Here is a 26115-nt window from a genome sequence, read left to right on the forward strand (position 1 = left end):
ATACAGGAGAAAAGTGAAAATGGTAGGTTGGTCTTGATTTTCAATGATAGTATCATGTTTATTTTATTATGCCTATAATTGGAGGCCATGTGAATGTTAAGTGATCAGGCGAGATATTCTAGGCTCGCGAATATAACAAAAATAATAAATACAAAATTAGAACTACGTGAAGTATTGCAGCGTGTAACAATGGCGATATCAGAGGAGATTGTTAAGTGCAACGCTGTTGGAATCTATTTACCCCAGGAAGATGGAATATTTAGAGGGTTTGCAGGAAAACCAGAGACAATAAATGGTGTAACGCTCGATACTCAGGTAATTGATCCTGAAATAGACTTACTGGCAAAAGAAGTTATTGAAACCAAAAAAACCATCTATATCCCTGATACCTCAAAGGATCCTCGGCCGGATCCGAGACCAGTTGCTGCGTTCAAAATTAAGTCCTTATTAGCTCTACCTATCTCATTTGGGCAAGAGTTATTTGGTCTGGTTTTTTTATTTGATTATGGAATTCCAATGAACTTAACAAATTCAGAGATTCAAAGTGTTGAAGCTTATGTAAATATGGCTGCGGTCGCAATTCAAAACGCAAATAATTTAACACAAAAGGAAAACCTTATTGCCGAGAAGCAGCTGTTACTAAATGTTACCCGTGATTTATCAATGTGTTCCTCGATACAGGAGAGTTTTGATAAATGTTTTTTTTACTTAGGACAGATTTTAGAGAGTAAAAACATGGCTGCCCACCTTTTAGACCCGCTAGACAAAACAACGATTAAAACAACGAAGTTAAGCAAGGACTGTGATTGGACAGAAGCGGATTGGATGGAGAAAAGCTATGAAGCCAAGATCCAAGAGGTTATTCAAACAAAAAATATAGATAGTAAGGGTCTACTGTTGATTCCATTGGTTTCAATGGGAGAAGTATTAGGGGTAATCGTCGTTAGCAAAGAGGGAAAAGCTCACAATTATGATAATTCCCAAATTCAACTGGCAAAATCTATCGTTGATGCCACAGCGCCTACGTTTTCCAACTTGTTATATATGGATCGACTTGAAAGCATGGTGGAAGAGCGAACGAGAGAACTAGCTGCTGCTAATGAAAAAGTTACAAGTGTGATTGAAAGTATTACGGATGGATTCTTTACCTTGAATAATAAATGGGAATTTACGTACGTAAATAAGCATCAATATTTTCCACAAAGAAAAACAGCAAAAGATGTATTAGGCAAGAATATATGGGAGATTTTCCCGAGTAGCGTTGAAGAAGTTATGTATAAGGAACTTCATCGTGCAATGTCAGAGCGAACTACAGTTTATTTCGAATTTTTTTCCACCTCTGATGAATATTGGCACGAAGTTATTGCATACCCGTATGATGATGGTATTTGTTGTATTTTTAAAAACATAACGGAAAAAAAGCAATATGAGCAGGAATTGAAAAGGTTATCGAACATAGATTTAATAGGACAAATGGCAGCAGGTATCAGCCATGAGATTAGAAATCCAATGACAACAGTACGAGGATTTTTGCAGTTATTAAAAGAAGAGGCCACCTATGAGAAACATAATAAGCACTTTAATTTAATGATTGAAGAACTTGACCGTGCCAATTCTATTATTACTGAATTTCTCTCAATGGGTAATACAAGGAAATCGGATTTGCAGATGTTAGATTTAAATTCAATTATCCACGATATTATTCCTTTAATAAAGATTGATACGTATAATCAAAATAAATATATTCAAGTCGATACAAATGAAATTCCGGAATTACTTTTAAATCGTAATGAGATACGGCAATTATTAATAAACCTATACCGTAATGGCTTAGAAGCGATGAGCACAGGGAAAGTTCTAACCATTAGCACCTACAAGGAAGGTCAAAATTGTGTGGTGCTTGCAGTGCGGGATCAAGGAAAAGGTATCAGGCCTGAAGTATTAGAGAAACTGGGTACTCCATTTTACACGACCAAAGATAATGGAACTGGATTGGGGTTAGGCGTATGTTATGCCATTGCTGCCCGTCATAATGCAAAAATAGAAATTCAAACAGGATCGGAAGGCACTACCTTTTTTGTTAAATTTAATTATGAAAATAATAAACAATAACCTTATTTAGATTAGGTACGGTGAACCGTACCACAAATAAAAAGTAAAACCTAAGTAAACATAATCAATATATTTCACCTGAATTTTGCGTAACATTCATGTTAGAGTTGCCCACTAAATTAGAGGTGCATAAAGAGAAATGGACTAACCTATATCAGGTTAGTCCATTTTCAAGTGTGTTAATTAATCGTAAACCCCCAACCATAATTTCGCACGATTATCCCATCCTTTTTTGCTTTAGTAATATCATCGTCAAAGGAAGGAGCGTTGCTGTTTTAAAATCATCCCCAAAAGCATTAATCCACCTAAGACTACAAAAACAACCTCTAAAATGTTAAAGTAGTAACTTAACGACATTAATTTACACATGCTAAAAGCATTACTATAATCAACATTTCAGGAGGAAAAACAATGGCAATGAGCAACAACGATATATTAAAAAGAGTAAGATATGCTTTAGATATAAGAGATATAGATATGGTGGAAATCTTTAAACTTGGCGGGATGGAAGTAACGAAAGAAGACGTAGTTGATATGCTTACAAAAATAAAGAGAGCTCCTCAGCATGAACCTGAAGATGCGGATGTAATCGAAGATGAGTACGTAAAAACATGCGATATGATGATGTTAGAGGCATTTTTAAATGGATTCATTACTTTAAAAAGAGGGAAGCAAGATCCGAAACCAGGACAACCGGCACCTGTACAGAGCAAAGAGAGTGCCAATAACCTTCTTCTAAAGAAAATGAAAATTGCACTATCTTTAACGAGTGAAGATGTGCTTGATATATTAGACAGCGTAGGAGTTATCGTAACAAAAGGAGAATTAGGCGCTTTATTAAGAAAGAAAGGCCATAAGCATTACAAAGAGTGCGGCGATAGATACGCAAGGAATTTCATTAAGGGATTGGCTGTAAAGTATAGAGGCTAATAAATAAGCGTTGTAACATTTATGTTAAAACAGTAAATGATATAATAGGTAGGGTAGGACGTTTGTATCCTACTCTTTTTTATTTGTAAAAATAATTATGAACGAATACGTTAGGTGATGAAATGGTACATACATATTTAGGTGAGACAATTAATTTTCATATAACTTATAAGAAGAAAAAGTCCGTGCGTCTTTTTGTAGATTCGTATGGAAATGTGGAAGTGCAGGCTCCAAAAGGTACACCTGTTGAATACTTAGTCCAGTTGCTAGAGGAGAAATGGGATTGGATTCAGACAACACGTAAGGAAATGCAAGGGCGAGCGCTTGGACCTCAGGAAAAGGATTATGATCAAGGAGAGGGCTTTCTGTATTTAGGAAGTACGTATCCGATACAGATTTCTCAAGATACAAGTATTACGCAAGACAATGCAGTTTTTGAAGGGGATAAGCTACACATTTATGTGAATGAGCTTAAGGATGAAAAAATACAACAAGCTTTAAAACGTTTTTACTATAAACAGTGTAAAGCGTTAGTGGAGAAGAGTATTAAAGCACATCAAAGTAACTTTAAAACAAAACCGCGTTCCATTCGTATTACAGATAGTAGCCGTACGTGGGGAACTTGTGATTCAAATCTACAGTTAACGTTTAATTGGAAGCTAGCAATGGCACCTCAGAGGGTAATTGACTATGTAGTTGTTCATGAAATGTGTCATATGGTTCATTTAAATCATGATCGCTCTTTTTGGCGTCTTGTCGGGAAGATAATGCCTGATTATAAGGAAATGGAAAACTGGTTAGCATTATCGAGTTGGAAGATGACGGTTTAGTAGTGATTATTATTTTAAAGAGGGGACAGAGAAATGCTAGACAGATACTTCTGTTTATATCACAATAATAGTATATAACATGAAGTAGGGGAGAGTATGAAATGAAGGGGTTAAATGTAGCTTTTGATGAAAATAATTATACGTTTATAAGAGAAACTAGCAAGGCTATAGAATTTGAGAATAGCCAAAGTAAAGAAGTAGTATATTTGTTACATAATGTCGAAATTAGCATTGTGTTAAATCCTAAAACTGTAGAAAATAATGATAGTTTAATGAATCGAAGTAGTGGTAAATACCATAATACAGCGTTAAGACAATTCCCTAAGAGAAAGAACAAAGGGAAAAGCCTTATACATTATGGATATACGTTTAAATTTCAATCAGGAAATGAATTAAGTACTTTTTTAACTGATTTAAATGGACGTTAAAATGTGTTTTTTAAGAGAGATGAAACCTGATTATTGTTAAGGTTTCATCTCTCTTGGTTTCTAAAAAGTAAAAGTTTGATTTTTACTTTTTAAATTGAACAGAATATGTTTCATGATATTTTTCCATCTTATGGCCCCGATAGCCTTCAGTAAGTAATTTTTTTTGCCCACTAAAATCACTCATCGCAACATTTTTCACATCTTTCCCATCTGTCTCCTTATTCTCACGCAATTCCTTCACAAAAACATACCGCATACTCCCGCCGTATTTCTCCTTCAGCGCAGCAATTTCCATCCCTTGCGCGAACTTATCTTTTAAACTCGGAATGTTAAAAGGCGCAACTGTGCAGCAAACGTAATCGTATTTGCTGTCTTCTTTTTGTAATTCACCCATTATAACTGTCGCTAATATTTTTTGCATACCATTTCCGCGACAGTTCGGATGAACGTTTGAGATTTCTTGATAGATAACGCGGTGTAGTTCGCTTTCTAATAGGCCAATATCAATCCCTAAATGTTCATCATCGATAGGAGGGACGAGTAGGGCACGAAATGCGATGAGCTCGTTTTCTATAAAGGCACCAATCATCATGCCATTTCCTTCTAGAATGTATTGAAACTCTTCTAGCGAGAGTGGTTGTAAACGACTTTTATCTTCTAATGCTTCAACTACAACGTTTTGTAGTGATAAAATTTGTTCGATGTCCTCTAGTGATAGTAATGTAACGTGAAATGGTTGTTTGTTTTGTTTTAATATTCCTTCATAAAGAACCGTCATGTATTAATCCTCCTTTAGCGTACAACGTCTTGAAAGACGGTTAATTCTTGTAATGTATTTTCGTTTATTTCAATGCCGAGTCCTGGCTTTTCGTTTAAGCGAATAAATGGTACGTCGTAATGTAGGTTTCCGATGTCTTTCGTGAATTTTAATGGACCTGTAAGTTCGACACTAGTAATGATTTTTTTTGAGAAAGCGACATGGAATCCTGCGGAAGAGGCAACAGATGATTCGACCATTGATCCAACTTGGCATTCAATGCCTGCCATTTCAGCTTGATGAGCGAGTTTTACAGCTGGATATATGCCGCCGCATTTCATTAGTTTTATATTCACTTTATCAGCTGCGTCTAATTTAATAATTTGGCGCATTTCACGAGAGCCTTTTAATCCTTCATCAATCATGAGCGGAAGGTCTGTTTTAGAACGAATATGGGCCATTGCGTCAATATCGTCTGCTACTACAGGTTGTTCAATCCAGTCAATGTTTAAATGTCCTAATGAACGAAGTGCTGTTAATGTGTTTGCGCTATTTTTCCAGCCTTGGTTTACATCAACACGAATCGCGATATCATTTCCTACACGTTCACGTACAGCTTCAATTCGTTTTACATCTTCTTTTACATTCGTACCGACTTTCATTTTGAAAGATTGGTAACCTTTCTGAATCATAGAGGCAGCTTCTTCAGCCATATCTTCTGAATCGGCGATACTTAAGACGTGAGTGACAGGAAACTCTTCATGGTAGCGCCCGCCAATTAATTGATATACAGGTTGATTTAGTTTTTTGCCCATTATATCAAAACAAGCAATATCAATTGCAGCTTTCGCTGTTGGAACACCGTAAATTGTATTGTCCATCATGTCGTGTATTTTTTCGATATTCATTGGATTTTGCCCAATTAGAGCAGGAGCAAGTATATGTTTTAAAACGTGGAAAGTACTTTCCCATGATTCACCTGTAACGTGATCATCGGCAACGCCTTCGCCGTAACCGATAATACCTTCATCTGTTTCCATTTTGACGATAATAGAAGGCATATCAGAATAAGAACCATAACTAATAACAAACGGATCTCGAAGCGGTAAACGAATTGCGTAAAGATGAATAGCTGTAATTTTCATTGAATAAAGACCCCTTCCTGTTTACAATGGTTTTGTACATTTGATATAGTTGACGTTAAATAGTCGTTAATTAATGATAAGGAGTTAGAGAAAATGATGATAAAAATTGCAGTTGTCGGTTCAAAAGAGTTTATGGAGAATCTTTTACCTATTGCTCATAAACTAGAAGAGATAGAGATTGATCCATATATTTACCTTCACCCGGCAGAATCTTCTGAAATATTAAAACGTTTAAAACCTTGTGATGTTATCTTTTTCTCGGGTGCCCTACCTTATTATATGGCAAAAGAAATAAGAGAACAATTACGAATTCCAAGTACGTACTTACAGCAAGACGAGACAACTGTTGCATCTTCACTCCTTTCTATAATATATCATCAAAGTATTCAACCTCATAGAATTTCAATTGATTTAGTAGACCGTTCGTTTATTACAAATGTGTTCCATGATATCGGTCTGAAAGAAACGCCACAAGTGATGGATTATGAAAATATGTTATGGAGTAATGATGAAATTCAGAGAATCATTGATTTTCATTTAGCTAAATATCAATCTGGAGAGGTGGATTTAGCTTTAACGAGTATTCACGCTGTCTACGATGAACTTCAAAAAATAGGTATTCCTTCAGAGCGTATGATAGATCCGACGCAATCAATTATACATGGGTTAAAAGATGCAAAAATAAAAGCTGAGTTAGCAAAAAGCCATTCAGCTACTGTTGGTGCTTGTATGATTTCTTCTTTAGAACTACGAAAAGATTTAATTGAACAACTAGATGTTATTTCAAAAGAATTACGTGGTTCATTCAAACAAGTTGATGACATGACTTTTATTTTGTATACAACTCGTGGTGATATCGAATCGATTATAAAAACAAATATGATAGATAACGTATTTACAAGTGTAGAAGGAGCGGTATCTATTGGATTTGGTTACGGAAAAACAGTAAATGAAGCGGAACAAAATGCAAAAATCGCTCAAGGTTTCGCAAAAAATAATCCGATAGAACGCTGCTTTTATATACTAACAAGTGATAAAGAATTATTTGGTCCGTTCCCGAAAGAACAGAGAGTACAAAGTTTAAAAAACGATAATCCTGAATTAATGAAAATAGCAAAAGAAACGAAGCTTAGTCCTGCAAACTTGTCAAAAATTATTCAATTTAGTCAGTCGCATCCATCATTGAAATTTACAGCGGCCGATCTTTCTGAGTACTTACAAGTGACTCGGCGATCGACGGAAAGGCTGTTAAAGAAATTAGTTGATTATAGGTATGCCAATATTTGCGGCGAGGAAATGCCCTATCAACAAGGGCGCCCTCGTGCAATATATGAGCTGAATTTACCATTGTATTCGTTTCAAAAATTTTAAGCTTCTAGTTGAGCTTTTTGTTTTTTCAGTAGGTCTGCTTTTTCAATATCCGATAGCTTCGTAATTGTGAGACCAGTTATGCCGTAAATGATGGAGATAATAGGTACGATGAAATTCAATATAGCATAAGGAGCATATTCGAATGCGCCGACTCCAAGTGTTGCGAGTATAAATACACCACATGTATTCCAAGGTACGAAAACAGAAGTTAATGTTCCACCATCTTCTAACGCTCTGGATAAATTTTTAGAATGTAGTCCTTTTTCTGTGTACGCATTTGCATACATTCTTGAAGGAACAACAATCGAAATATATTGTTCAGAGCAAGTAAGGTTTGTTGCAAAGCAAGATGCGATAGTAGAAGCGATAAGTCCCTTTGCTGATGTCGCTAATTTTAAAATTTGATTTACAATTGAGCGAAGAATTCCAGTATGTTCTAATACTCCGCCGAAAGTCATAGCGACAATTGTCATAGAAACTGTATTCATCATCGAATCTAAGCCACCGCGGTTAAATAGTTCGTCTACTAGCTTGTTTCCAGTGTCTATGACAAATCCAGTTTGGAGTGCACCGACAGCGGCTGAGACAGAACCACCTTGAATAAAGACCTGGGATAGAAACCCTAAAATGATACCTACGAGAATAGCTGGTATAGCTGGTACTTTTTTAGCGACCAATACCATAACGACTACAGGTATGATTAATAGGAAGGGTGAAATAACAAAGTTTTGTTGCAATACTTGTAATGTTTGATCGATGCTTTTTGCATCAATATTGTTATCGCCGAAGCTTCTTCCTAAGAACGCATAGACGATAAGAGTAATAATTAAACCTGGGATTGTAGTAAATAACATATGACGGATATGCGCGAATAAATCTGTATTTGTTAATCCTGCGGCTAAGTTCGTCGTGTCTGAAAGCGGTGACATTTTATCGCCGAAATAAGAGCCTGAAATAATGGCACCAGCAACCATTGGAGCTGGGATTCCCATACTTAGGCCAATACCCATTCCAGCAACACCAATTGTTCCCATTGTAGACCAGGAGCTACCAATCGCTAACGCAACGATAGAACAAATCACGGTAATTGAAACTAAAAATAGTGATGGAGTTAAAAGTTCTAAACCGTAATAAATCATTGTTGCGACGATTCCACCGCCAATCCAAGCACCGATCGTTAAACCTACAAGAATAATGATAACGATAGCGGGTAATGCAAGACGAATTCCTTTATACATTGCTTCCTCAAGGTCATTCCATTTGTAGCCATAGCGCCAAGCGACGATAGAAGCAACGGTTGTACCGATAATAAGTGGGACGTGAGGGCTTTGTTTTAATACAACAATTGTAACCATCATAACTGCAACTGTAATGATAATAGGGATTATTGCTACTCCAAAAGGTATTTCTTTTTTCATAAACTGCCTCCTCATTATGTATGTTTGTATTTTTAGAATTGTCGCAAAATAGACGTTTATTAGGTTATAATAACTAAAAATATATGTAAGCGTCAACAAAAAACAGAAAATAACGAATGTTCTTTCTGTATAAAGTGAGTGGAAATGAGTTATTAATAGTGATTGAAAATAAATAATTGACTTTTTTCTTAAAATTCAATATGTTCATAAAAACATCTGTTTTTCATAAGTATAATTAACCTGAATGGTTTGTAATTTGGGAAGGAGAATGAAACGTTGAAAACATTAGAACTACAAGAGCGTTTAACGGAAATTTTTCAGCATTTACACGAAAACCCTGAAGTGAGTTGGAAAGAGTATGAAACGACAGCATATATTACTAATTTTTTAAAAGAAGAAGGAATTTCATATAAAATATTTGATGATTGCCCAGGCGTGATTGCTGAAATAGGAAGCGGTAATCCAGTTATCGCGATTCGTGCTGATATGGATGCACTTTGGCAAGAAGTAGACGGGGAGTTTAAAGCAAACCATTCGTGTGGTCACGATGCTCATATGACAATTGTGATGGGCCTTATTTTACAACTGAAAAATATGAGATGGGATAGCGGTACTGTTAGATTTATTTTTCAGCCGGCAGAGGAAAAAGGAAATGGTTCTTTAAAGATGGTAGAGAAGGGCGCCGTGGATGATGCAGATTTCTTATTTGGTGTTCATTTAAGGCCGATTGAAGAACTGCCTTTGAAACAAGCTGCACCATCTATTCGTCACGGAGCAGCAGGGTTTTTAGAAGGTATGATTCATGGAGATGATGCACACGGGGCACGCCCGCATCAAGGGATAAATGCAATTGATGTCATCTCGATGATTAATATTGGATTGAAAAATATATGGTTACCGCCTCAGACATCTTATTCTGTTAAGATGACGAGATGCCAAGCTGGTGGTGATAATCTAAATATTATTCCAGGTAACGGGCATTTTAGTTTAGATGTAAGAGCAGAAAATAACATATTACTAGATGAATTGAAGCAAAAAATAGAGCAAGTAATTCAGTCAGCTGAATCAATGGGATCTAAACTTTCTTATGAGTGGATCGATCTCGCACCAGGAGCAGAAGTGTCAGAAGAAGCAGAGCGTTACATGCGCAAAGGTATTATCGAAGTGTATGGAGAAGAGAGATGTACAGGGCCGCTCTATACGACAGGAAGCGATGATTTCCATTACTACACAGTGAAGAGACCACATTTAAAAGCTGTCATGCTTGGACTAGGGGCAAACTTACAACCTGGATTACACCATCCGTATATGAAGTTTGATCATAGTTGTATAATGGATGGAGTAGAAATATTGAAACAAACTGTATTGAAAGTGCTGGAAGACAGGGGCTAGAGAGCTCCTGTTTTTTTTGTAGGAATTTGTCGTTAAGTCGATATTCCTTGTCGAAACGTCGATATATTCGATTTTGCGACGATATATTTTCATTTTCGACAGTATAATTTCACGTACCAATTAATTTTATGTGAAATGAGCATTCAATACGTGGTGTATAATAATAGTAATATTTCTTAATAGGAGCAAACGAATGAACGAACAATATTACGATGCTGTATTAAATATAAAAACTGTCGGTGAGCAAAAAGGATTTAATAAGTCTATGCATTACCATCGTTATGAACCGACGCCGTATAGCGGGTTGGATGAGTTATTGAATCAATACGAAATTAAAAGTAGCGATCGAATTGTAGACTTTGGATGCGGAAAAGGCCGATTAAACTTTTACATGCATCATAAGTGCGGTGCTTCAGCAGTTGGAATTGAAATGAATGAAGAGTTTTATAAAGAAGCGATAGATAATCGTGATCGTTATGCACGAAAAGTAAGAGACGGTAAAGATAAAATTCAATTTGAGTGTTGTTTAGCGCAAGAATATGAGATTGATCCGAGTGATAACCGATTTTATTTCTTCAATCCATTTTCTGTCCAAGTGTTTATGAATGTAGTAAATAATATCTTACGTTCGGTAGAAGAGACGGAGAGAGAAGTGGATATTATTTTATACTACCCTTCTGAAGATTACATTTTCTTCTTAGAGAACCAGACTGCGTTTGAATTGAAGAGAGAAATTAGATTACCGGGTGCTTATGAGAAGAATGGGAATGAGAGATTTTTAGTTTATACGTTAGGATTATAAAAAAAACAGGTGCTAAGGCACCTGCTTTTTTTATAATTAGTTACGGATTAAGTAATCAAATGCACCTAAAGCTGCGTTTGCACCTGAACCCATAGAGATGATGATTTGTTTGTACGGATTATTTGTACAGTCACCTGCAGCAAACACTCCTGGTACATTTGTAGCGCCGTGCTTGTCTGTTACGATTTCACCGCGAACGCGTTCAACAGTTTCACCTAACCAGTCTGTGTTTGGCACAAGACCGATTTGAACGAATACACCTTGTAATTCAACGTGATGAACTTCTTCAGTTTCACGATCGATGTAAGAAATACCGTTTACTTTGTCAGTACCAGTAATTTCTTTCGTTTGAACGTTTTTCAGAACAGTTACATTTGGTAGGCTGTTAAGACGCTCTTGTAATACAGCATCAGCTTTTAATTCTGGCATGAATTCAAGAACAGTTACGTGATTAACAATACCTGCTAAGTCGATAGCTGCTTCAATACCAGAGTTACCTCCGCCAATAACCGCTACATCTTTTCCAATGAATAATGGACCGTCACAGTGTGGGCAGTATGCTACACCTTTGTTTTTGAACTCAGCTTCACCCGGTACGCCAACATTACGCCAGCGAGCACCTGTTGAAACGATTACGCTCTTACTTTTCAGAATAGCGCCGTTTTCAAGTTCCACTTCAATAAGTTCTTTTTTCTCTAAACGTTTCGCACGTTGTAGATTCATTACATCGATGTCGTATTCTTTTACGTGCTCTTCAAGGCTTGCTACTAGCTTAGGACCTTCAGTGCGTTTTACGCTGATGAAGTTCTCAATACCCATAGTATCCATTACTTGACCACCGAAGCGCTCAGCAACGATACCAGTGCGGATGCCTTTACGTGCTGCATAAATTGCTGCACTTGCACCAGCTGGGCCGCCACCAACAACAAGAACATCGTATGGATCTTTATCAGAAAGCTCTGATGCATCTGGACCGTTACCCATTTTAGCTAAAATTTCTTCAAGTGTCATACGACCGCTTCCGAAAGATTCGCCGTTTAGGTAAACAGTTGGTACTGCCATGATGTCTTTACTTTCTACTTCCTCTTTAAATGCAGCGCCATCAATCATAGTATGTGTAATACCAGAGTTTAGAACGCTCATTACGTTAAGAGCTTGTACAACATCAGGACAGTTATGACAACTTAGGCTGATATAAGATTCAAAATGATATTCGCCTTGAATGTTTTTAATTTGATCGATTAGTTTTTGTTCAACTTTTGGAGCACGTCCACTAACTTGTAGTAAAGCTAACACTAATGAAGTAAATTCGTGTCCTAATGGAATACCAGCGAATACTACACCAGTGTCTTCACCAGGGCGATTTACGCTAAAGCTTGGTGTTCTCTCTAGTTCAACTTTTTCTACTGTAATCTTAGATGACATAGTAGCTAATTCATCTACTAGAGATAACATATCTTTAGATACGTTATCGTCTCCTGCGCTTACTTTAAGTAAAATATCGTTCTCCATTAACTGAAGGTATTGGGATAGTTGTGTTTTTATATCTGCATCTAGTATCATTTTGATCGAACTCCTTAGATTTTGCCTACAAGGTCAAGGCTTGGTTTAAGTGTTGCAGAACCCTCTTGCCATTTAGCTGGGCAAACTTCACCTGGGTTGTTACGTACGTATTGAGCTGCTTTAATTTTGTTAACAAGAATGCTTGCGTCACGACCGATACCGTCAGCATTGATTTCCATAGATTGGATAACGCCGTCTGGATCGATGATGAATGTACCACGAGCAGCAAGACCTTCTTCTTCAATTAAAACGTTGAAGTTGCTAGTGATTGTGCGAGTTGGGTCACCAATCATAATGTATTCGATTTTGCCGATAGTTTCTGAGCTATCATGCCAAGCTTTGTGAGTGAAGTGAGTGTCTGTAGATACAGAATATACTTCAACACCTAAGTCTTTTAGAGTTGCATATTGGTTTTGTAAGTCTTCAAGTTCAGTTGGGCAAACGAATGTGAAGTCAGCTGGGTAGAAACAAACTACACTCCATTTTCCTTTTAAACTTTCGTCAGTAACTTGGATAAATTCTCCATTATGGTAAGCATTAGCTTTAAACGGTTTTACTTCTGTGCCGATTAATAACATATTAAAATTCCTCCTAAAGGTTGGTTTTGAGCATCGGAAATTAGTTTGCTCATAAAATATATTTTTTAATTAACTATAATAATTCTAATTCGATATTAATTATCATATAGAAGTGGTTATTTTGTCAAGAGAATAAACCAACTTTATACCAATTTAATTAATATTTATTCTCAATTAAGGCTGTTAGGGAATAGAAAGGTAATTTTCAAGTCATAAATTTTCAATGAGTGTTTGAAAGAGTAGTGTGTATGTTAGAGATATGGTGTAAGTATAAATTCTTAGGAAGGAAATATTTCTTAGAAGTTGTGGATTTGAAAAGGAACTGCTTATTTCTATTTTACAAAGAATTATGCGATAAATAAAACAAAATGAATCGGAATCTTTGTGAACAATTTTTGTCATCTCAAATATATAATTAAGAAGTATATATTTGAGATGATAATTAGAAACATTGACTCAAAGTACTAACAAGATATAATAAAACCTAGATATACCTTTCAAAAAGAAGAGTATATATTATAGGATAAAACATTTCATCTATTATTTTTTATAGCTTTTAGAAAACGCTTACAATTAGTGTGGAGGGGAAACCATGTCTAAGTTCACGAAGTATTTTTTAATGGAAGCTAATGATGTGATTGCATATGTGAAAGAGAAAGTGTCTAAGTTTGAACAGGCAAAGGGGTTAAAGTGTAAAGAAATAGGTGATGGCAATTTAAATTATGTGTTCCGCGTTTGGGATGAAAAGGAGAACATTTCCATCATTGTAAAGCAAGCTGGGGATACAGCACGTATTTCAGATGAGTTTAAGTTGTCGACGAATCGAATTCGTATAGAATCAGATGTTTTGCGATTAGAGGGAGAGTTAGCACCTGGACTTGTGCCAAATGTATATTTGTTTGATAGTGTGATGAATTGTTGCGTGATGGAAGATTTATCAGATCACACAATATTACGTACAGCACTCATAAATCATCAAATGTTTCCGAGGCTTGCTGATGATTTAACTACTTTTATGGTAAATACTCTTCTATTAACATCAGATGTTGTAATGAATCATAAAGAGAAGAAGGAACTCGTGAAGAATTATATAAATCCTGAGTTATGTGAGATTACAGAGGACCTCGTATATTCAGAGCCATTTACAAACCATAATAAACGCAACGAATTGTTTCAATTAAATGAAGGATGGATTAGGGAGCATATTTATAGTGATAAAGAGCTTCGTATGGAAGTAGCAAAACTTAAGTTTTCTTTTATGACGAATGCACAGGCGCTTCTTCACGGTGATTTGCATACTGGTTCTGTTTTTGTAAAAAATGATTCCACAAAGGTAATTGATCCTGAGTTTGCCTTTTATGGACCGATGGGATATGACGTTGGGAATGTAATGGCGAATTTCATGTTTGCTTGGGTAAATGCAGATGCGACTATGCCGTCTGGAGCTGAGAAAGATACGTATATGGATTGGTTACAATCCACAATGATAGATGTAATTGATTTATTTAAAAAGAAGTTTTTAAATGCTTGGGATATTCATGTGACAGAGATTATGGCGAAGGAAGAAGGCTTTAACGAAGTTTATTTACAATCTGTATTAGAAGATACAGCTGCAGTGACGGGCCTTGAGTTAATTCGCCGTATTGTTGGGTTAGCGAAAGTGAAGGATATTACTTGTATTGAGAATGATGCAGTGCGTGCTAGAGTGGAGCGAATTTGTCTTCAGGCCGCGAAGAAGTTTATTTTACAAGCGAATCAATATAAAACAGGTGGCAGTTTTGTAGAAACGTTAAAACAACAAATGCATAGTGCGAAGTAAGGGGAGAAGATGATGGCAGAGCAATTAATACCCATTCAGTGGAAAGATGATGCTTTAGTGTTATTAGATCAAACGGTATTACCGAACGAAGTAGTCTATGAATCTTTTAAAACAGCTGAGGGTGTTTGGGATGCGATTCAAGTAATGAAAGTACGAGGAGCACCGGCAATAGGTGTTTCAGCAGCCTACGGTGTGTATTTAGGGGTAAAGGAATTTGCTGAAAGTACGGTAGAGAGATTTATTGATGAAGTAAAAAAAGTCTGTGTATACTTAGCGACATCAAGACCGACGGCAGTAAATTTATTTTGGGCGCTTGAAAGAATGGAAAGTGTAGCGAAAGAGAATGCTCACTTATCAGTTGCGCAGTTGAAAGATAGATTATTAGAAGAAGCAAAAGAGATTCATAGAGAAGATGAAGAAATTAACCGTCAGATTGGAGAACATGCATTAACATTATTCCATGATGGCATGGGGGTATTGACGCATTGTAATGCAGGTGCTTTAGCAACGACTAAGTACGGTACTGCGACAGCTCCAATGTACTTAGCGAAGGAAAAGGGATGGGATTTAAAAATCTATTCAGATGAAACACGCCCTAGATTACAAGGTTCAACGTTAACAGCATTGGAACTGCAGCGAGCGGGAATTGATGTAACGGTCATTACAGATAATATGGCAGCAATGGTCATGTCACAAGGGAAAATTGATGCAGTAATCGTTGGATGTGATCGTGTAGCAGCAAACGGGGATGTAGCAAATAAAATTGGAACATTAGGTGTTTCGATTTTGGCTAAATATTACGACATTCCATTTTATGTAGCAGCACCAACGCCGACAATTGACTTAAAAACACCGACAGGAAAAGAAATTCCGATTGAGGAAAGAGATGCTTCTGAAGTAATCAATCGCTTTGGACAATATTCAGCTCCGAAAGAAAGTAAAGTATACAATCCGGCATTTGATGTTACGCCACATGAAAATGTAACAGCGATTATTACGGAAAAAGGGATTGTAAAAGCACCGTTTACGGAGAATTTAAAAAAGCTATTTTAGTAAGTAGATATATAGTCAGTCATCATAAGCTTCATACTTAGGGGGATATATATGTTATTACAAAAAGAAAGAGAAGAAATTGTAGCGTATGGAAAGAAAATGATTTCTAGTGGTTTAACAAAGGGGACTGGGGGAAATATTAGTATTTTCAATCGTGAACAAGGTCTTGTTGCAATTAGCCCAAGTGGTCTAGATTATTATGAAACAACGCCCGTGGATGTAGTTATATTGAATTTAGATGGTGAAGTGGTAGAGGGAGAGAGAAAAGCATCAAGTGAATTAGATATGCATCTTATCTATTATAGAAATCGTGAAGATATAAATGCGCTTGTGCATACACATTCTCCTTATGCGAAGACAATTGCATCATTAGGATGGGAGCTTCCTGCTGTTTCATATTTAATTGCTTTTGCAGGCCCGAATGTCCGCTGTGCACCGTATGAAACATTTGGTACGAAGCAATTAGCAGAGGCTGCTTTTGAAGGAATGATTGATCGTCGTGCAGTTTTACTTGCGAATCATGGTTTAATGGCTGGAGCGAATAATATAAAAATGGCGTTTACTATTGCGGAAGAGATTGAGTTTTGTGCTCAAATTTATTATCAAACGAAAAGTGTCGGAGAACCGAAGTTATTACCAGAGGACGAGATGGAGAATTTGGCGAAGAAGTTTGAAGGGTATGGGCAGCAGTAAAATGAAAACACCCTCAAGAAAAAATCTTGAGGGTGTTTCTCTACGCCTTTTTCAATAACAAATACATAAAGTAAGGTGCACCAATTAAAGCAACGACAATACCAGCTGGAATACCGCTAGGTTCGACGATATTTCGCCCGATTGTGTCCGCTAGTAGTAATAACCATCCGCCAATTAAAACGGCGATAGGCATGAATATTTGATGCCTTGGTCCTACTAAAGATTTGGCGATGTGAGGAGCCATTAGTCCGATAAAGCTAATTCCCCCTGTTACGGAAACTGCTGCGGCTGCTAGCGCAACGGCTGCAATTAATAAGTATCTGCGTTCTTTTTCAATTTCAATACCAACTCCGATTGCTACTGGTTCGTTTAATGCTAGTATATTTAATCGATTTGCTTTATAGAAGACAAATGGGATTAATACGATTAGCCATGGAAGCATTGCTAAAACAAATGTCCAGTCATCTCCCCAAATGTTTCCGGCAATCCATTTTGCGATAAAGTCCACTTTCATACGATCAGCGGATGAAATAAGGACAATCATCGCTCCAGATAGTGCAAATGAAAAACCGATGCCGGTTAATGTTAAGCGGATTGGCTGAAGTCCTTCTGTTTTACTGTATGAAAATACGTAAATTAGAACAGCTGTTAGAAAAGCACCGATAAATCCAACGACTGGTAGTAAATAAAGAAATGAACCTACGTCTATTGGGAAGTATAGAAAGAAAACAGCAACTGCGACACCAGCACCAGAGTTAATGCCGAGAATACCTGGTTCAGCTAAATCGTTTCGGGTAATACCTTGTAATATCGAACCTGATAAAGCAAGAGCCATACCAGCTAATAATGTAATGACAATTCTAGGTAGCCTTAAAGAGTATAAAACGAATTCTTCTTTAAACGTACCTTGTCCCATAAGTGTTGGGATTAATCTGTCATAGGAGAGAGCGGCAGAACCGAGTCCCATTCCAATTACAATTGTTGTGATGGTAAGTATAAGTAATGCAAGTATGATAAGGCGTTGTTTTTTTAGAATAGATTGCATCATGAGAAAGTTCTTCCTCCTTTACGTACAATGAATAGGAAGAATGGTAATCCTACAATTGCAACGATTGCAGCAACTGGTGTTTCATACGGAGCGTTAATTGTACGTCCGATTGTATCTGCGAGCAGCATAAAGGAGGCACCAGCGATCGCTGACATCGGTATAACAAAACGGTAGTCTGGTCCAACGATCGGACGGACCATATGAGGTACCATTAAGCCGATAAATGCCATGTTTCCGACAAGTGCTACGGAAGCACCTGCAAGCAAGATAATAATGATAAATAAGATTGTTTTAATGACGATAATTTTTTGACCGAGTCCAACAGCAACTTCTTCACTGAAACTAAGGACTGTCAATTTTCTCGCAAGTAAGATAGCGATAAATATACTTAATGAAATAACGGGAATAATAATTTTTAACTGGCTCCAAGTAGTTCCAATTACTCCCCCGGCAGTCCACATTGATACATCTTGTGAAATTTTAAAGTAAATGCCGACTCCTTCTGAAATTGCGAGTAGAAATGCTGAAACTGCAGCACCGGCTAATACAATTCGAAGAGGAGAAAGTCCGCCTTTTTTCACCATACCAATCCCAAATACCATAATAGCGCCAATTGCAGCACCGATAAAGCAAGCTAGCGTTAGGTAAAGGTAGCTTATAGAAGGATTGAAAGCAAGTGTTAGTGCAAGTGCAGCATTTGCGCCACCAGTTAAGCCTAGTAACCCAGGATCAGCAAGTGGATTGCGTGTTAATCCTTGCATGATTGCCCCAGAAACAGCAAGTCCAGCTCCGACAAATATGGCAGCCACTTCACGTGGCAAACGTATTTCACGGATAATAGATATTTTGTCTCCTTTAGCGGAGGAAGTAAGTGCTAACCATACATCGTTTATAGAAGTATCTGCAGCACCTAATACCATTGCCACCATAAAAATAAGAAAGAATGCAATTATGCTTAAAATTAGTTTGTATGTAAAAGCCATGGAATGTGGATTGCCGTGATCTTTTGTCATTCGTTTCACATCTTTTCTGTTCATAGAATAAAGGAAGAGGAATTCTTAAATTAAGAATTCCTCATGTTTGTATTATTGACCAAGAAAGCTCTTCTTGAAGAAGTCTAGTTGGAAATCTAAAGTAAGTGGATCATTGAAATAGAATTCCATCATGTTTGCTTCATATACACGATTATTTTTTACTGCTGGAATGTTTTTATATGATTCTGTCTCTTGGAATGAGTTATCAGTATCTTTGTTTTTACTTATGATTAAGTAATCACCAGCGAACTCAGGTAATACCTCAGTAGATAATGCGTAGTAACCTTCTTTTAATGCTTTTTCTTTTACTTTTTCAGGCATTTTTAATTTCATTTCTTGGTAAAGAATTTCTGTTCCACGGCCCCAGTTTTCGCCGTATACGTAAAGCTGTTTGTTGAAGTTTTCAACAACAGAGACTGTTGCATCTTCACCGATTTTTGCTTTAATTTCTTTTCCTGCTGTTTGGGCACGTTTCTTGAAGTCATCAACCCAAGTTTTTGCTTCTTTTTCTTTGTTTAATAACTTACCGATTTCTAAATGTTGTGTTAAGTAATCAACTTTTCCGTAAGTGTATGTTACAGTAGGAGCGATTTTCTTTAACTTATCGACATTTTTAACATTTGATAAACCAATAATTAAATCTGGATTTAGTTCAGCGATTTTTTCAATATTTTCATCTGATACTTCAGCGACATTTTTAAGTTTGCTATCGAAACGTGGGTTTTGTTTAGACCATGAATCTACCCCAACAAGATTTACACCTAATGACATTACGTTACCAGCGAATGATGATAGGACGACAACACGTTGTGGGTTTGCTGGAACTTCTACTTTACCATTTTCAGACTGGTATGTAATTGTTTCTGATTTGTTATCTTTTGCATCGCTCTTTTTGTCTGTAGAGCCATTGCTACAAGCACTCATAACAAGAACGAAAAGAACTGTTAGTGAAATAAATAACTTTTTCATCGTTTTTCTCCTTTAAATAGATGGTATGTGTATACAATAATTTGTTTAACTTTAATTCTTTTGAAAGATTAGTGGTAATGCAAAATGTTTATTAAAAATCTTGAATGTGAGATTTCACAATATAGTATTGACCATATTAATGAAAGAAAATGCAATCCCAAAATTGCTAATTATTAACAAACTGATAATGATTATCACTATTGATTCTTTAAATAATATAATTATATATAGGTGCATTGTCAATAGTAATTTTGATTGTAAATTTTGCGGAAACAGGTTATATTTTATTGAGAATGATAATCAATGATTAGTAGCTGAGGAGTGAGCATGAATGAATCAAGAAGAATTGTTTGATGTAACCGTGATAGGCGGAGGACCTGCGGGACTTTATTCAGCATTTTATAGTGGACTAAGAGAGATGAAAACGAAAATAATAGAATTTCAACCACAGTTAGGTGGTAAAATACATGTTTACCCAGAAAAAATGATTTGGGATATTGGCGGATTGTTACCGGTTACTGGTGAGAAGTTAATTGAGCAACTTGTACAGCAAGGATTAACATTTCAGCCTGAAGTTGTATTGAATACAAAAATAGAATCAATTATTCGTAATGAAGATGGTATTTTTACGTTGAAAACAAGCAATGGAGAAGAACATTTTTCAAAAACAGTGATCGTCGCAACTGGGAGTGGTATATTGAATCCACAAAAGTTGTCAATTGAAGGTGCAGAGAGATTCGAAGTCTCAAATTTAAATTATACAGTTAAATCGTTAAAACGTTTCAAAGATAAAACGGTGATTATTTCAGGCGGAGGGAACTCGGCAATTGATTGGGCAAATGAATTAGAATCGATTGCGAAAAAAGTTTATTTAACATATAGAAAAGAAGAATTATCTGGTCATGAAGCACAAGTCAAACAACTTATGAACAGTTCGGCAGAATGTTTCTTTAATACATCGATTACAAAATTAATTGCTGGTGCTAACCATGAAGCGATTGAATATGTAGAATTAACGAATCATGAAACGGGAGAGGTTTCTCAGTTATCTATCGATGAAGTTATTATTAATCATGGATATGAACGTGACATTACATTATTGGAAAATAGTGAGCTAGATGTCGCAATTGTAGATAATTACTTTATTGCAGGGAATGCAAATAGTGAGTCCTCGGTAGACGGATTATATGCCGCTGGAGATATTTTAAAGCATGACGGAAAATTACATTTAATTGCAGGGGCATTCCAAGATGCTGGAAACGCTGTGAATAAAGCGAAACAATTTATTCAACCAGATGCAAGTGAATACGGAATGGTTTCTTCCCATAATGAAGTATTTAAGAAGAGAAATCGAGAGTTAATTAAGCAGATGATGAAATAATAAAGTGAAACTTTAATCAGTGGGAGGCTATCCCCCACTGATTATTAGCCTTCACCAATCGGGCTTTTACGGGCAGTCCGGCTCCCACCTAACTCCCTCGCCTTCGCTGAATTTTGAGGTGGAAGTTTTACTGCCCACAAATAGCGGGATAAAGGAACAAGTATACCCCCATTTATTTCTCTATTCGTATGGACGAGAGAGGTAAATGGGGGTTTTCCTGTTTATTATATCTTCAATCATTATCATGACACCGGTTTCATTAGTTCATGTGACATGAACGTTTTATTTGTAATCTCTCGAGAAAACAATGAATCTAGGTTTGGCTTATGCTGTTCCTTTAGCCTGTTCATTAGGAAATGGCATATTTAGTATAGACGCAATGTATTGTTTTCCGTGTTTTCGAGCTAATGACTCTAATATTTGGCGAACGCGTTTTGTAAGATGACCTTGTTTTTTTATAGCCTCACAATATGCGTCATAGAAAACGTATTTAGCCCAAAGGAAATCATCTTGTTGGAATAAGAAATGATTTTTGTACCATTCGCCAATAGTATGATAGCAATTGCTTTCATGTACTGCTGCACTTTGTGAAAGAATACGATCGGATAAAGAATTAGATAGATGAGAAATTGTGTTTTCTGTTTCAACTCGTAATGTTTTTTCTAACATTGTAATGATGTGACGAGTAGCCATATGTTAACTCTCCTTTGTGTAAATGGGTAATACCATTCTATATTTAAAAAAATACTTACTATACTATTATACAATATATGGAATGCATCTACCTGCTTTTTAATTTGTATTTACAAAATCTTTTTTATTTGTTTACAAAAATAAAGTAAGATACAGTATATATATGAAAAAATAATAAAGGAATGAACACATTGTATATAACGATAGAAGAGGCTGCGGAGTATTTGAAATTACCAAAATCGTATGTTGAAGACTTAATTCAGCAAAAGAAAGTTCGTGCACTGTTTGATGGAGAGCAATATTTAATAAACAAGGAACAGTTTAATACACATTTAGAACAAATGGAGAAATATAAGCAGTTAGTGGAAGAAATATTAAACGAACCAATTCCAGAAGATATGGATGTTAAAGACGAAGATTAAATTTATGAAAAGATCCCGTAATAACGTATACAGGAATGTATCTTATTACGGGATCTTTGTGTATTAAGATATAAAAAATCACAAGAAACCTTAGGATTCACTTAAGCGAAGGAAGTTTTGTAGGTATTAGTACTACATGTTAAAAGCATATTTTTTCATAGCGGGGACAAACATAGCGAACATAACCTGTACAGATACATATACTATCAGTGCAAAAGCTTATAAATTAATGGAAGGGGTTTTCTCGTGAGTTTATTTAATTGGGATTTTTCGGAAGATTTAATTGGATCTTATGTAAGAGTAAACAGAGGTGGACCAGAATCTCAAAAAGGAACAATAGTATCAATAGGTGCGGACTACTTCGTATTACAGAATGAAAAAGGAGAGCACCATTACTACCAGCTTTGCCATCTGAAAAGCATTACAAAAAATACGAAAGATGGTGGAATAGGTGATTTTGAATGGTCGGAAGAAGACAGTGCAGAAGACTTTGAAACGCTACTTCAAAATTTCAAATATCGCTGGGTGAAAATTAATCGTGGTGGTCCAGAGAAAATTGAAGGTATTTTACAAGATGTTTCTAGCGATTATGTAACATTAATTATTAAAGAAGAAGTTGTATTAATTGCACTATCCCATATTAAGAGTGTTAATTATAATGCACCTGGAAGTGGAGAGAGCGATGAGAGTAGTGATGAGAGTAGCGATGAGAAAAGTAATGAAAGCAGCAATAATTCAAGTCGAGCTCGCGCACTAAGACAATCAAGTAGAGGAAGATAATACAGAAAGGAGGGTATGGATTTGAAGGGTGTAGTATGCTGTGAGCAAATCAAAGGTTTAGTAGGTGAGAACGTAAAAGTAAATCTTCGCGGACCGGAAAGTCGAGTAGGTATACTGTCATTGTTAGGAAAAGATTACCTTGCACTACAATTACCTCATGGAGAAGTAGTGTATTATCAGCTGAAACATGTGAAGAGTCTAGTCAGGAAAGTGAAAGAAGCACAAGGAGAGTATGGTTCATGTTTCTACGCTGATGAAGATACTTTTTTAGATGTATTAAATGACTTGAAGTATAAATGGATAAAGATTAATCGTGGTGGACCAGAGTGTTTGGAAGGTTTATTAGGTGATATACATGATGGAAGTATTACACTAGTAAACGGTGATGAAGTTATTTATGTAATTAATTCTCATATTAAGAGTGTAAGTCAAGTAGTTAAACCTAAAAAGAATGAAGAAGAATAATGTTTGATAAATAAGAGGGGCATTATGATTGAAAGTGAAGAACGATTTCATAGTTCGCTACAATTATTAGCGATATATGAAAAGGAATTTCTTACTATTAAAAGACAGAACATTGCCCCTGATTATTTTTTTGAAATGGAAGAGAGAAAAATACAATTTCATAGAAAGGAGGATATAGATGAATGAGTTAAACAAGAACATTGGGGAAAATATATACGTTAAATTAATCGGTGAAAAAAGGTTTAAAGGTGTATTAATTGATGTAGGGAATGACATTGTTGTTCTTTACAATGGACAAGACTATGTATATATATCTTCATACCATATCCAATATTATAAATTTTTAAGACCATATGATGAAGAAATATCAAAACCAGATGTAGATTCTATAATTAAGAGGGAATCACCTTCAATTTCTTTGAGAAAAGTATTAAGCACATCCAAAGGGATTTTTACAGAAATTTATGTGGCAGGAAATGCGCCAATACACGGTTATGTTACAAGTGTAATGAACGATTATATTGTTTTTTATAGCCCGGTTTATAAAACGGTATATATATCTTTAAAGCATTTGAAATGGTTAATTCCTTATAAAGAGAACCAAGTACCTTACGCCCTCAATAAAAATGAACTCCCCGTAAATCCATTAAATATTACGTTAGCTCGAACGTTTGAAGAACAACTTATTAAAATGGCTGGGAAAATTATGGTTTTTGATTTAGGTGAGGAATATAACAAAATCGGAAAGATGGCGAAAATTGATGAAGGACATATTGAAATACTAAAAGCACGTGACGCAAAAATGTATGTGAATATTCAACATGTAAAATCTGTCCATTGTCCGTAGACTAGTTAAAGGGGCTGGCTTTTTCTTTTATATATGCGGAAGAAAAGGTCGAGCCTATTTGTTTACCGCTATTTGGGTATGAGGGGGAAAGTGAATTGAATATATAAGTATGCTACTGTTTTTTTACTTATGAAGAGGTAATCTTGTACGAAATTATAAAAAATCTGTACGAGCTACCTTTTGTTGTATTCAATTCATTTTTTGAGGAAGTACTGCTCAACTAATCTATTAAAGGGGTTTTGTTTGTGGAGCAGTTTCCAAATGCGTTTTCTATTACATTACTTGGCAGTGCTGGTGGGGCAGCAAAAGCAGTGTTAGCAATTTTGAATCAAGCGGTAGTAAATGAAAAAGATCCAATTTATGAAGTTATAAAGAATGTGAACTTCCATTTGGTGGATATAAAACAAAAAGATAAAAGTTATTATGATGAGTTGTTTCCAAATCTGAAAGAGCAATTTTTTTTATATGAAATAAATCTTCAAGATGTAGTCAAATTTAAACAGCATTTAAAAGAAAAAAGAACGAAGGTTGTTATTGATGTTTCAGGTGCAGATACGATTAGGGTACTGAGTTGTTGTAATGACCTTGGCATTTGTTATATTAATTCGGCTTTGGAAAATGAGGCGGTAGATCAAGACGATAGTTTACTTGGTTTTCAGCTTACGGAAAGGTATATGAGGTTTGAGAAGGAGAAAGAAACATTTACAAATACAAGAGCAATTATAGGCTCAGGTATGAATCCAGGTGTTGTTCAATGGATGGTTGTTGAGCTTATGAAAGAACGTCCAAATGAAAAACCAAGAGCATGTTATATTGTAGAACATGATAATTCATTTTTGAATGATAAAGAGCTTATAAAACCTCATACACTTTATGCATCATGGGCAGTTGAGCGTTTTCTTGATGAAGCGATATGGAGTTATCCTATGTATATGAGTCATCATCGTTCACTTTACTTTTATGAGGATGTATATGCTTCAGAGTATAAAGTGAAGTTAGGAGAAAAAGAATTTTATGGTTGTTTAATGCCGCATGAGGAAGTCTTAATTTTAGGAAAAACTTTTAATATGGAAGTTGGTTTTCTTTATCGGATTAATGAATATACAACAAATTTAATTAGACAAAACTTAGATAAAGTAGAGGATTTATGGAATTGGAATCGTAAAGTATTTAATCCCGCAGAAGAAGAGATTACGGGAGAGGACTTAGTTGGTGTGTTACTCGTATATGAAAATAGCGAGACATACATGTATAATGTAATGAATAGTAGTCAAGTTTTTCAAAAGTATAAAACAAATGCAACTTACTTCCAAGTAGGATGTGGGATTTATGCGGGCTTGTGTAGTTTACTTTTAGATACCTTTGGACAAGGCGCTTATTATGTAGAAGAATTATTATTAAATACTGAAAGTAAGTATGGGGAATATTTAAATTTATATATGAAGGATTTTGTAATAGGGCATAATAATTTTACAGATGGATTGCTACATGATAGGGTAAAGTTTCTGTAAAATTTGACTGAAAAGGAAGGAGTTGTATCTCCTTCCTTTTATAGTATTAGAAGGTTACATATTGCTCTGAAAGC

At 35.8% G+C, this 26115-nt stretch carries 26 protein-coding genes; 17 read left to right on the forward strand and 9 right to left on the reverse strand.

Features of this window, described 5'->3' with window-relative positions:
• Window positions 1–93 precede the first annotated feature (93 nt).
• The 4 genes from QUF93_RS04310 to QUF93_RS04325 all read left to right on the forward strand — a co-directional run bounded on the left by QUF93_RS04310 (window position 94) and on the right by QUF93_RS04325 (window position 4300).
• Complete coding sequence (locus QUF93_RS04310; RefSeq protein WP_289375208.1) at window positions 94–2112, forward strand: GAF domain-containing sensor histidine kinase; 2019 nt, start codon at window positions 94–96, stop codon at window positions 2110–2112.
• A 411-nt stretch (window positions 2113–2523) separates the two neighbouring features.
• On the forward strand, window positions 2524–3042 hold the full coding sequence (locus QUF93_RS04315; protein ID WP_002115688.1) for a YehS family protein: 519 nt from the start codon (window positions 2524–2526) through the stop codon (window positions 3040–3042).
• Between the two features lie 122 nt (window positions 3043–3164).
• Complete coding sequence (locus tag QUF93_RS04320; protein ID WP_289357965.1) at window positions 3165–3872, forward strand: M48 family metallopeptidase; 708 nt, start codon at window positions 3165–3167, stop codon at window positions 3870–3872.
• 101 nt (window positions 3873–3973) lie between these two features.
• Window positions 3974–4300 (forward strand): hypothetical protein, encoded by a 327-nt coding sequence (locus QUF93_RS04325; RefSeq protein ID WP_289357966.1) that lies wholly within the window; start codon window positions 3974–3976, stop codon window positions 4298–4300.
• Window positions 4301–4382: 82 nt separating this feature from the next.
• On the opposite strand, the gene QUF93_RS04330 is transcribed toward QUF93_RS04325, so the two are convergent.
• Window positions 4383–5078, reverse strand: a complete 696-nt coding sequence (locus QUF93_RS04330) for a GNAT family N-acetyltransferase (protein ID WP_289357967.1) — start codon at window positions 5076–5078, stop codon at window positions 4383–4385.
• A gap of 14 nt (window positions 5079–5092) precedes the next feature.
• Window positions 5093–6202, reverse strand: coding sequence for a mandelate racemase/muconate lactonizing enzyme family protein (locus QUF93_RS04335; protein ID WP_088057362.1), 1110 nt, complete (start codon window positions 6200–6202; stop codon window positions 5093–5095).
• A gap of 93 nt (window positions 6203–6295) precedes the next feature.
• Here QUF93_RS04335 and QUF93_RS04340 point away from each other — a divergent pair, with 93 nt between their 5' ends.
• The gene (locus tag QUF93_RS04340; protein WP_289357968.1) at window positions 6296–7573 is read left to right on the forward strand and encodes a transcriptional regulator; all 1278 of its coding nucleotides are present in this window, start codon (window positions 6296–6298) and stop codon (window positions 7571–7573) included.
• Here the strand turns inward: QUF93_RS04340 and nhaC are convergent.
• Window positions 7570–8991, reverse strand: coding sequence for a Na+/H+ antiporter NhaC (nhaC, locus tag QUF93_RS04345; RefSeq protein WP_002115700.1), 1422 nt, complete (start codon window positions 8989–8991; stop codon window positions 7570–7572). The two genes, QUF93_RS04340 and nhaC, sit on opposite strands and share 4 nt — an antisense overlap.
• A gap of 276 nt (window positions 8992–9267) precedes the next feature.
• Between nhaC and QUF93_RS04350 the strand changes: the two genes are divergently transcribed.
• Both QUF93_RS04350 and QUF93_RS04355 read left to right on the forward strand, forming a co-directional pair.
• Window positions 9268–10383, forward strand: coding sequence for a M20 peptidase aminoacylase family protein (locus QUF93_RS04350; protein ID WP_002115703.1), 1116 nt, complete (start codon window positions 9268–9270; stop codon window positions 10381–10383).
• 193 nt (window positions 10384–10576) lie between these two features.
• Complete coding sequence (locus QUF93_RS04355; RefSeq protein WP_289357969.1) at window positions 10577–11185, forward strand: SAM-dependent methyltransferase; 609 nt, start codon at window positions 10577–10579, stop codon at window positions 11183–11185.
• Between the two features lie 36 nt (window positions 11186–11221).
• On the opposite strand, the gene ahpF is transcribed toward QUF93_RS04355, so the two are convergent.
• Together ahpF and ahpC are read right to left on the reverse strand one after the other, a co-directional pair.
• On the reverse strand, window positions 11222–12748 hold the full coding sequence (gene ahpF, locus QUF93_RS04360) for an alkyl hydroperoxide reductase subunit F (protein WP_088057366.1): 1527 nt from the start codon (window positions 12746–12748) through the stop codon (window positions 11222–11224).
• Window positions 12749–12762: 14 nt separating this feature from the next.
• On the reverse strand, window positions 12763–13326 hold the full coding sequence (gene ahpC, locus QUF93_RS04365) for an alkyl hydroperoxide reductase subunit C (RefSeq protein WP_002115711.1): 564 nt from the start codon (window positions 13324–13326) through the stop codon (window positions 12763–12765).
• Window positions 13327–13918: 592 nt separating this feature from the next.
• Between ahpC and mtnK the strand changes: the two genes are divergently transcribed.
• From mtnK to QUF93_RS04380, 3 genes are read left to right on the forward strand one after another with little or no spacing between them, the layout of a single operon-like run.
• A complete protein-coding gene (gene mtnK / locus QUF93_RS04370) occupies window positions 13919–15145 on the forward strand; it encodes an S-methyl-5-thioribose kinase (RefSeq protein ID WP_289357970.1) in 1227 nt (408 codons plus the stop codon).
• Window positions 15146–15157: 12 nt separating this feature from the next.
• A complete protein-coding gene (gene mtnA / locus QUF93_RS04375; RefSeq protein ID WP_002115715.1) occupies window positions 15158–16198 on the forward strand; it encodes an S-methyl-5-thioribose-1-phosphate isomerase in 1041 nt (346 codons plus the stop codon).
• 51 nt (window positions 16199–16249) lie between these two features.
• On the forward strand, window positions 16250–16891 hold the full coding sequence (locus tag QUF93_RS04380) for an L-fuculose-phosphate aldolase (protein ID WP_289357971.1): 642 nt from the start codon (window positions 16250–16252) through the stop codon (window positions 16889–16891).
• A 40-nt stretch (window positions 16892–16931) separates the two neighbouring features.
• On the opposite strand, the gene QUF93_RS04385 is transcribed toward QUF93_RS04380, so the two are convergent.
• The 3 genes from QUF93_RS04385 to QUF93_RS04395 are packed head-to-tail and all read right to left on the reverse strand — an operon-like array spanning window position 16932 to window position 19942.
• Complete coding sequence (locus QUF93_RS04385; protein WP_289357972.1) at window positions 16932–17939, reverse strand: FecCD family ABC transporter permease; 1008 nt, start codon at window positions 17937–17939, stop codon at window positions 16932–16934.
• Window positions 17936–18976 (reverse strand): FecCD family ABC transporter permease, encoded by a 1041-nt coding sequence (locus tag QUF93_RS04390; RefSeq protein WP_289357973.1) that lies wholly within the window; start codon window positions 18974–18976, stop codon window positions 17936–17938. The genes QUF93_RS04385 and QUF93_RS04390 overlap by 4 nt, the downstream gene beginning before the upstream one ends.
• Window positions 18977–19024: 48 nt before the next feature.
• Window positions 19025–19942 carry an iron-hydroxamate ABC transporter substrate-binding protein gene (locus QUF93_RS04395; protein ID WP_289357974.1) on the reverse strand — a complete coding sequence of 306 codons (918 nt, stop codon included), beginning with the start codon at window positions 19940–19942 and terminating at the stop codon, window positions 19025–19027.
• Window positions 19943–20273: 331 nt separating this feature from the next.
• On the opposite strand from QUF93_RS04395, the gene QUF93_RS04400 reads away from it, so the two are divergent.
• Window positions 20274–21323, forward strand: coding sequence for an NAD(P)/FAD-dependent oxidoreductase (locus tag QUF93_RS04400; RefSeq protein WP_289357975.1), 1050 nt, complete (start codon window positions 20274–20276; stop codon window positions 21321–21323).
• Between the two features lie 324 nt (window positions 21324–21647).
• Here the strand turns inward: QUF93_RS04400 and QUF93_RS04405 are convergent, their stop codons facing one another.
• On the reverse strand, window positions 21648–22016 hold the full coding sequence (locus QUF93_RS04405; protein WP_212934775.1) for a hypothetical protein: 369 nt from the start codon (window positions 22014–22016) through the stop codon (window positions 21648–21650).
• Window positions 22017–22198: 182 nt separating this feature from the next.
• Here QUF93_RS04405 and QUF93_RS04410 point away from each other — a divergent pair, with 182 nt between their 5' ends.
• From QUF93_RS04410 to QUF93_RS04435, 6 genes are all read left to right on the forward strand, one after another.
• Window positions 22199–22438 (forward strand): helix-turn-helix domain-containing protein, encoded by a 240-nt coding sequence (locus QUF93_RS04410; protein WP_002010190.1) that lies wholly within the window; start codon window positions 22199–22201, stop codon window positions 22436–22438.
• 246 nt (window positions 22439–22684) lie between these two features.
• Window positions 22685–23218 carry an LSm family protein gene (locus QUF93_RS04415; RefSeq protein WP_289357976.1) on the forward strand — a complete coding sequence of 178 codons (534 nt, stop codon included), beginning with the start codon at window positions 22685–22687 and terminating at the stop codon, window positions 23216–23218.
• Between the two features lie 21 nt (window positions 23219–23239).
• Entirely contained in the window at window positions 23240–23683 is a 444-nt protein-coding gene (locus QUF93_RS04420; RefSeq protein WP_002115735.1) for a hypothetical protein, read from the forward strand.
• A gap of 24 nt (window positions 23684–23707) precedes the next feature.
• Window positions 23708–23869, forward strand: coding sequence for a hypothetical protein (locus QUF93_RS04425; protein ID WP_289357977.1), 162 nt, complete (start codon window positions 23708–23710; stop codon window positions 23867–23869).
• A complete protein-coding gene (locus QUF93_RS04430) occupies window positions 23862–24530 on the forward strand; it encodes a YwrJ family protein (protein WP_289357978.1) in 669 nt (222 codons plus the stop codon). Before QUF93_RS04425 ends, QUF93_RS04430 begins: the two co-directional genes overlap by 8 nt.
• 245 nt (window positions 24531–24775) lie before the next feature.
• A complete protein-coding gene (locus QUF93_RS04435) occupies window positions 24776–26041 on the forward strand; it encodes an S-adenosylmethionine decarboxylase related protein (protein ID WP_289357979.1) in 1266 nt (421 codons plus the stop codon).
• The last annotated feature ends 74 nt before the right edge of the window (window positions 26042–26115 follow it).

Source organism: Bacillus hominis (assembly GCF_030348325.1).
GTDB lineage: Bacteria > Bacillota > Bacilli > Bacillales > Bacillaceae_G > Bacillus_A > Bacillus_A hominis.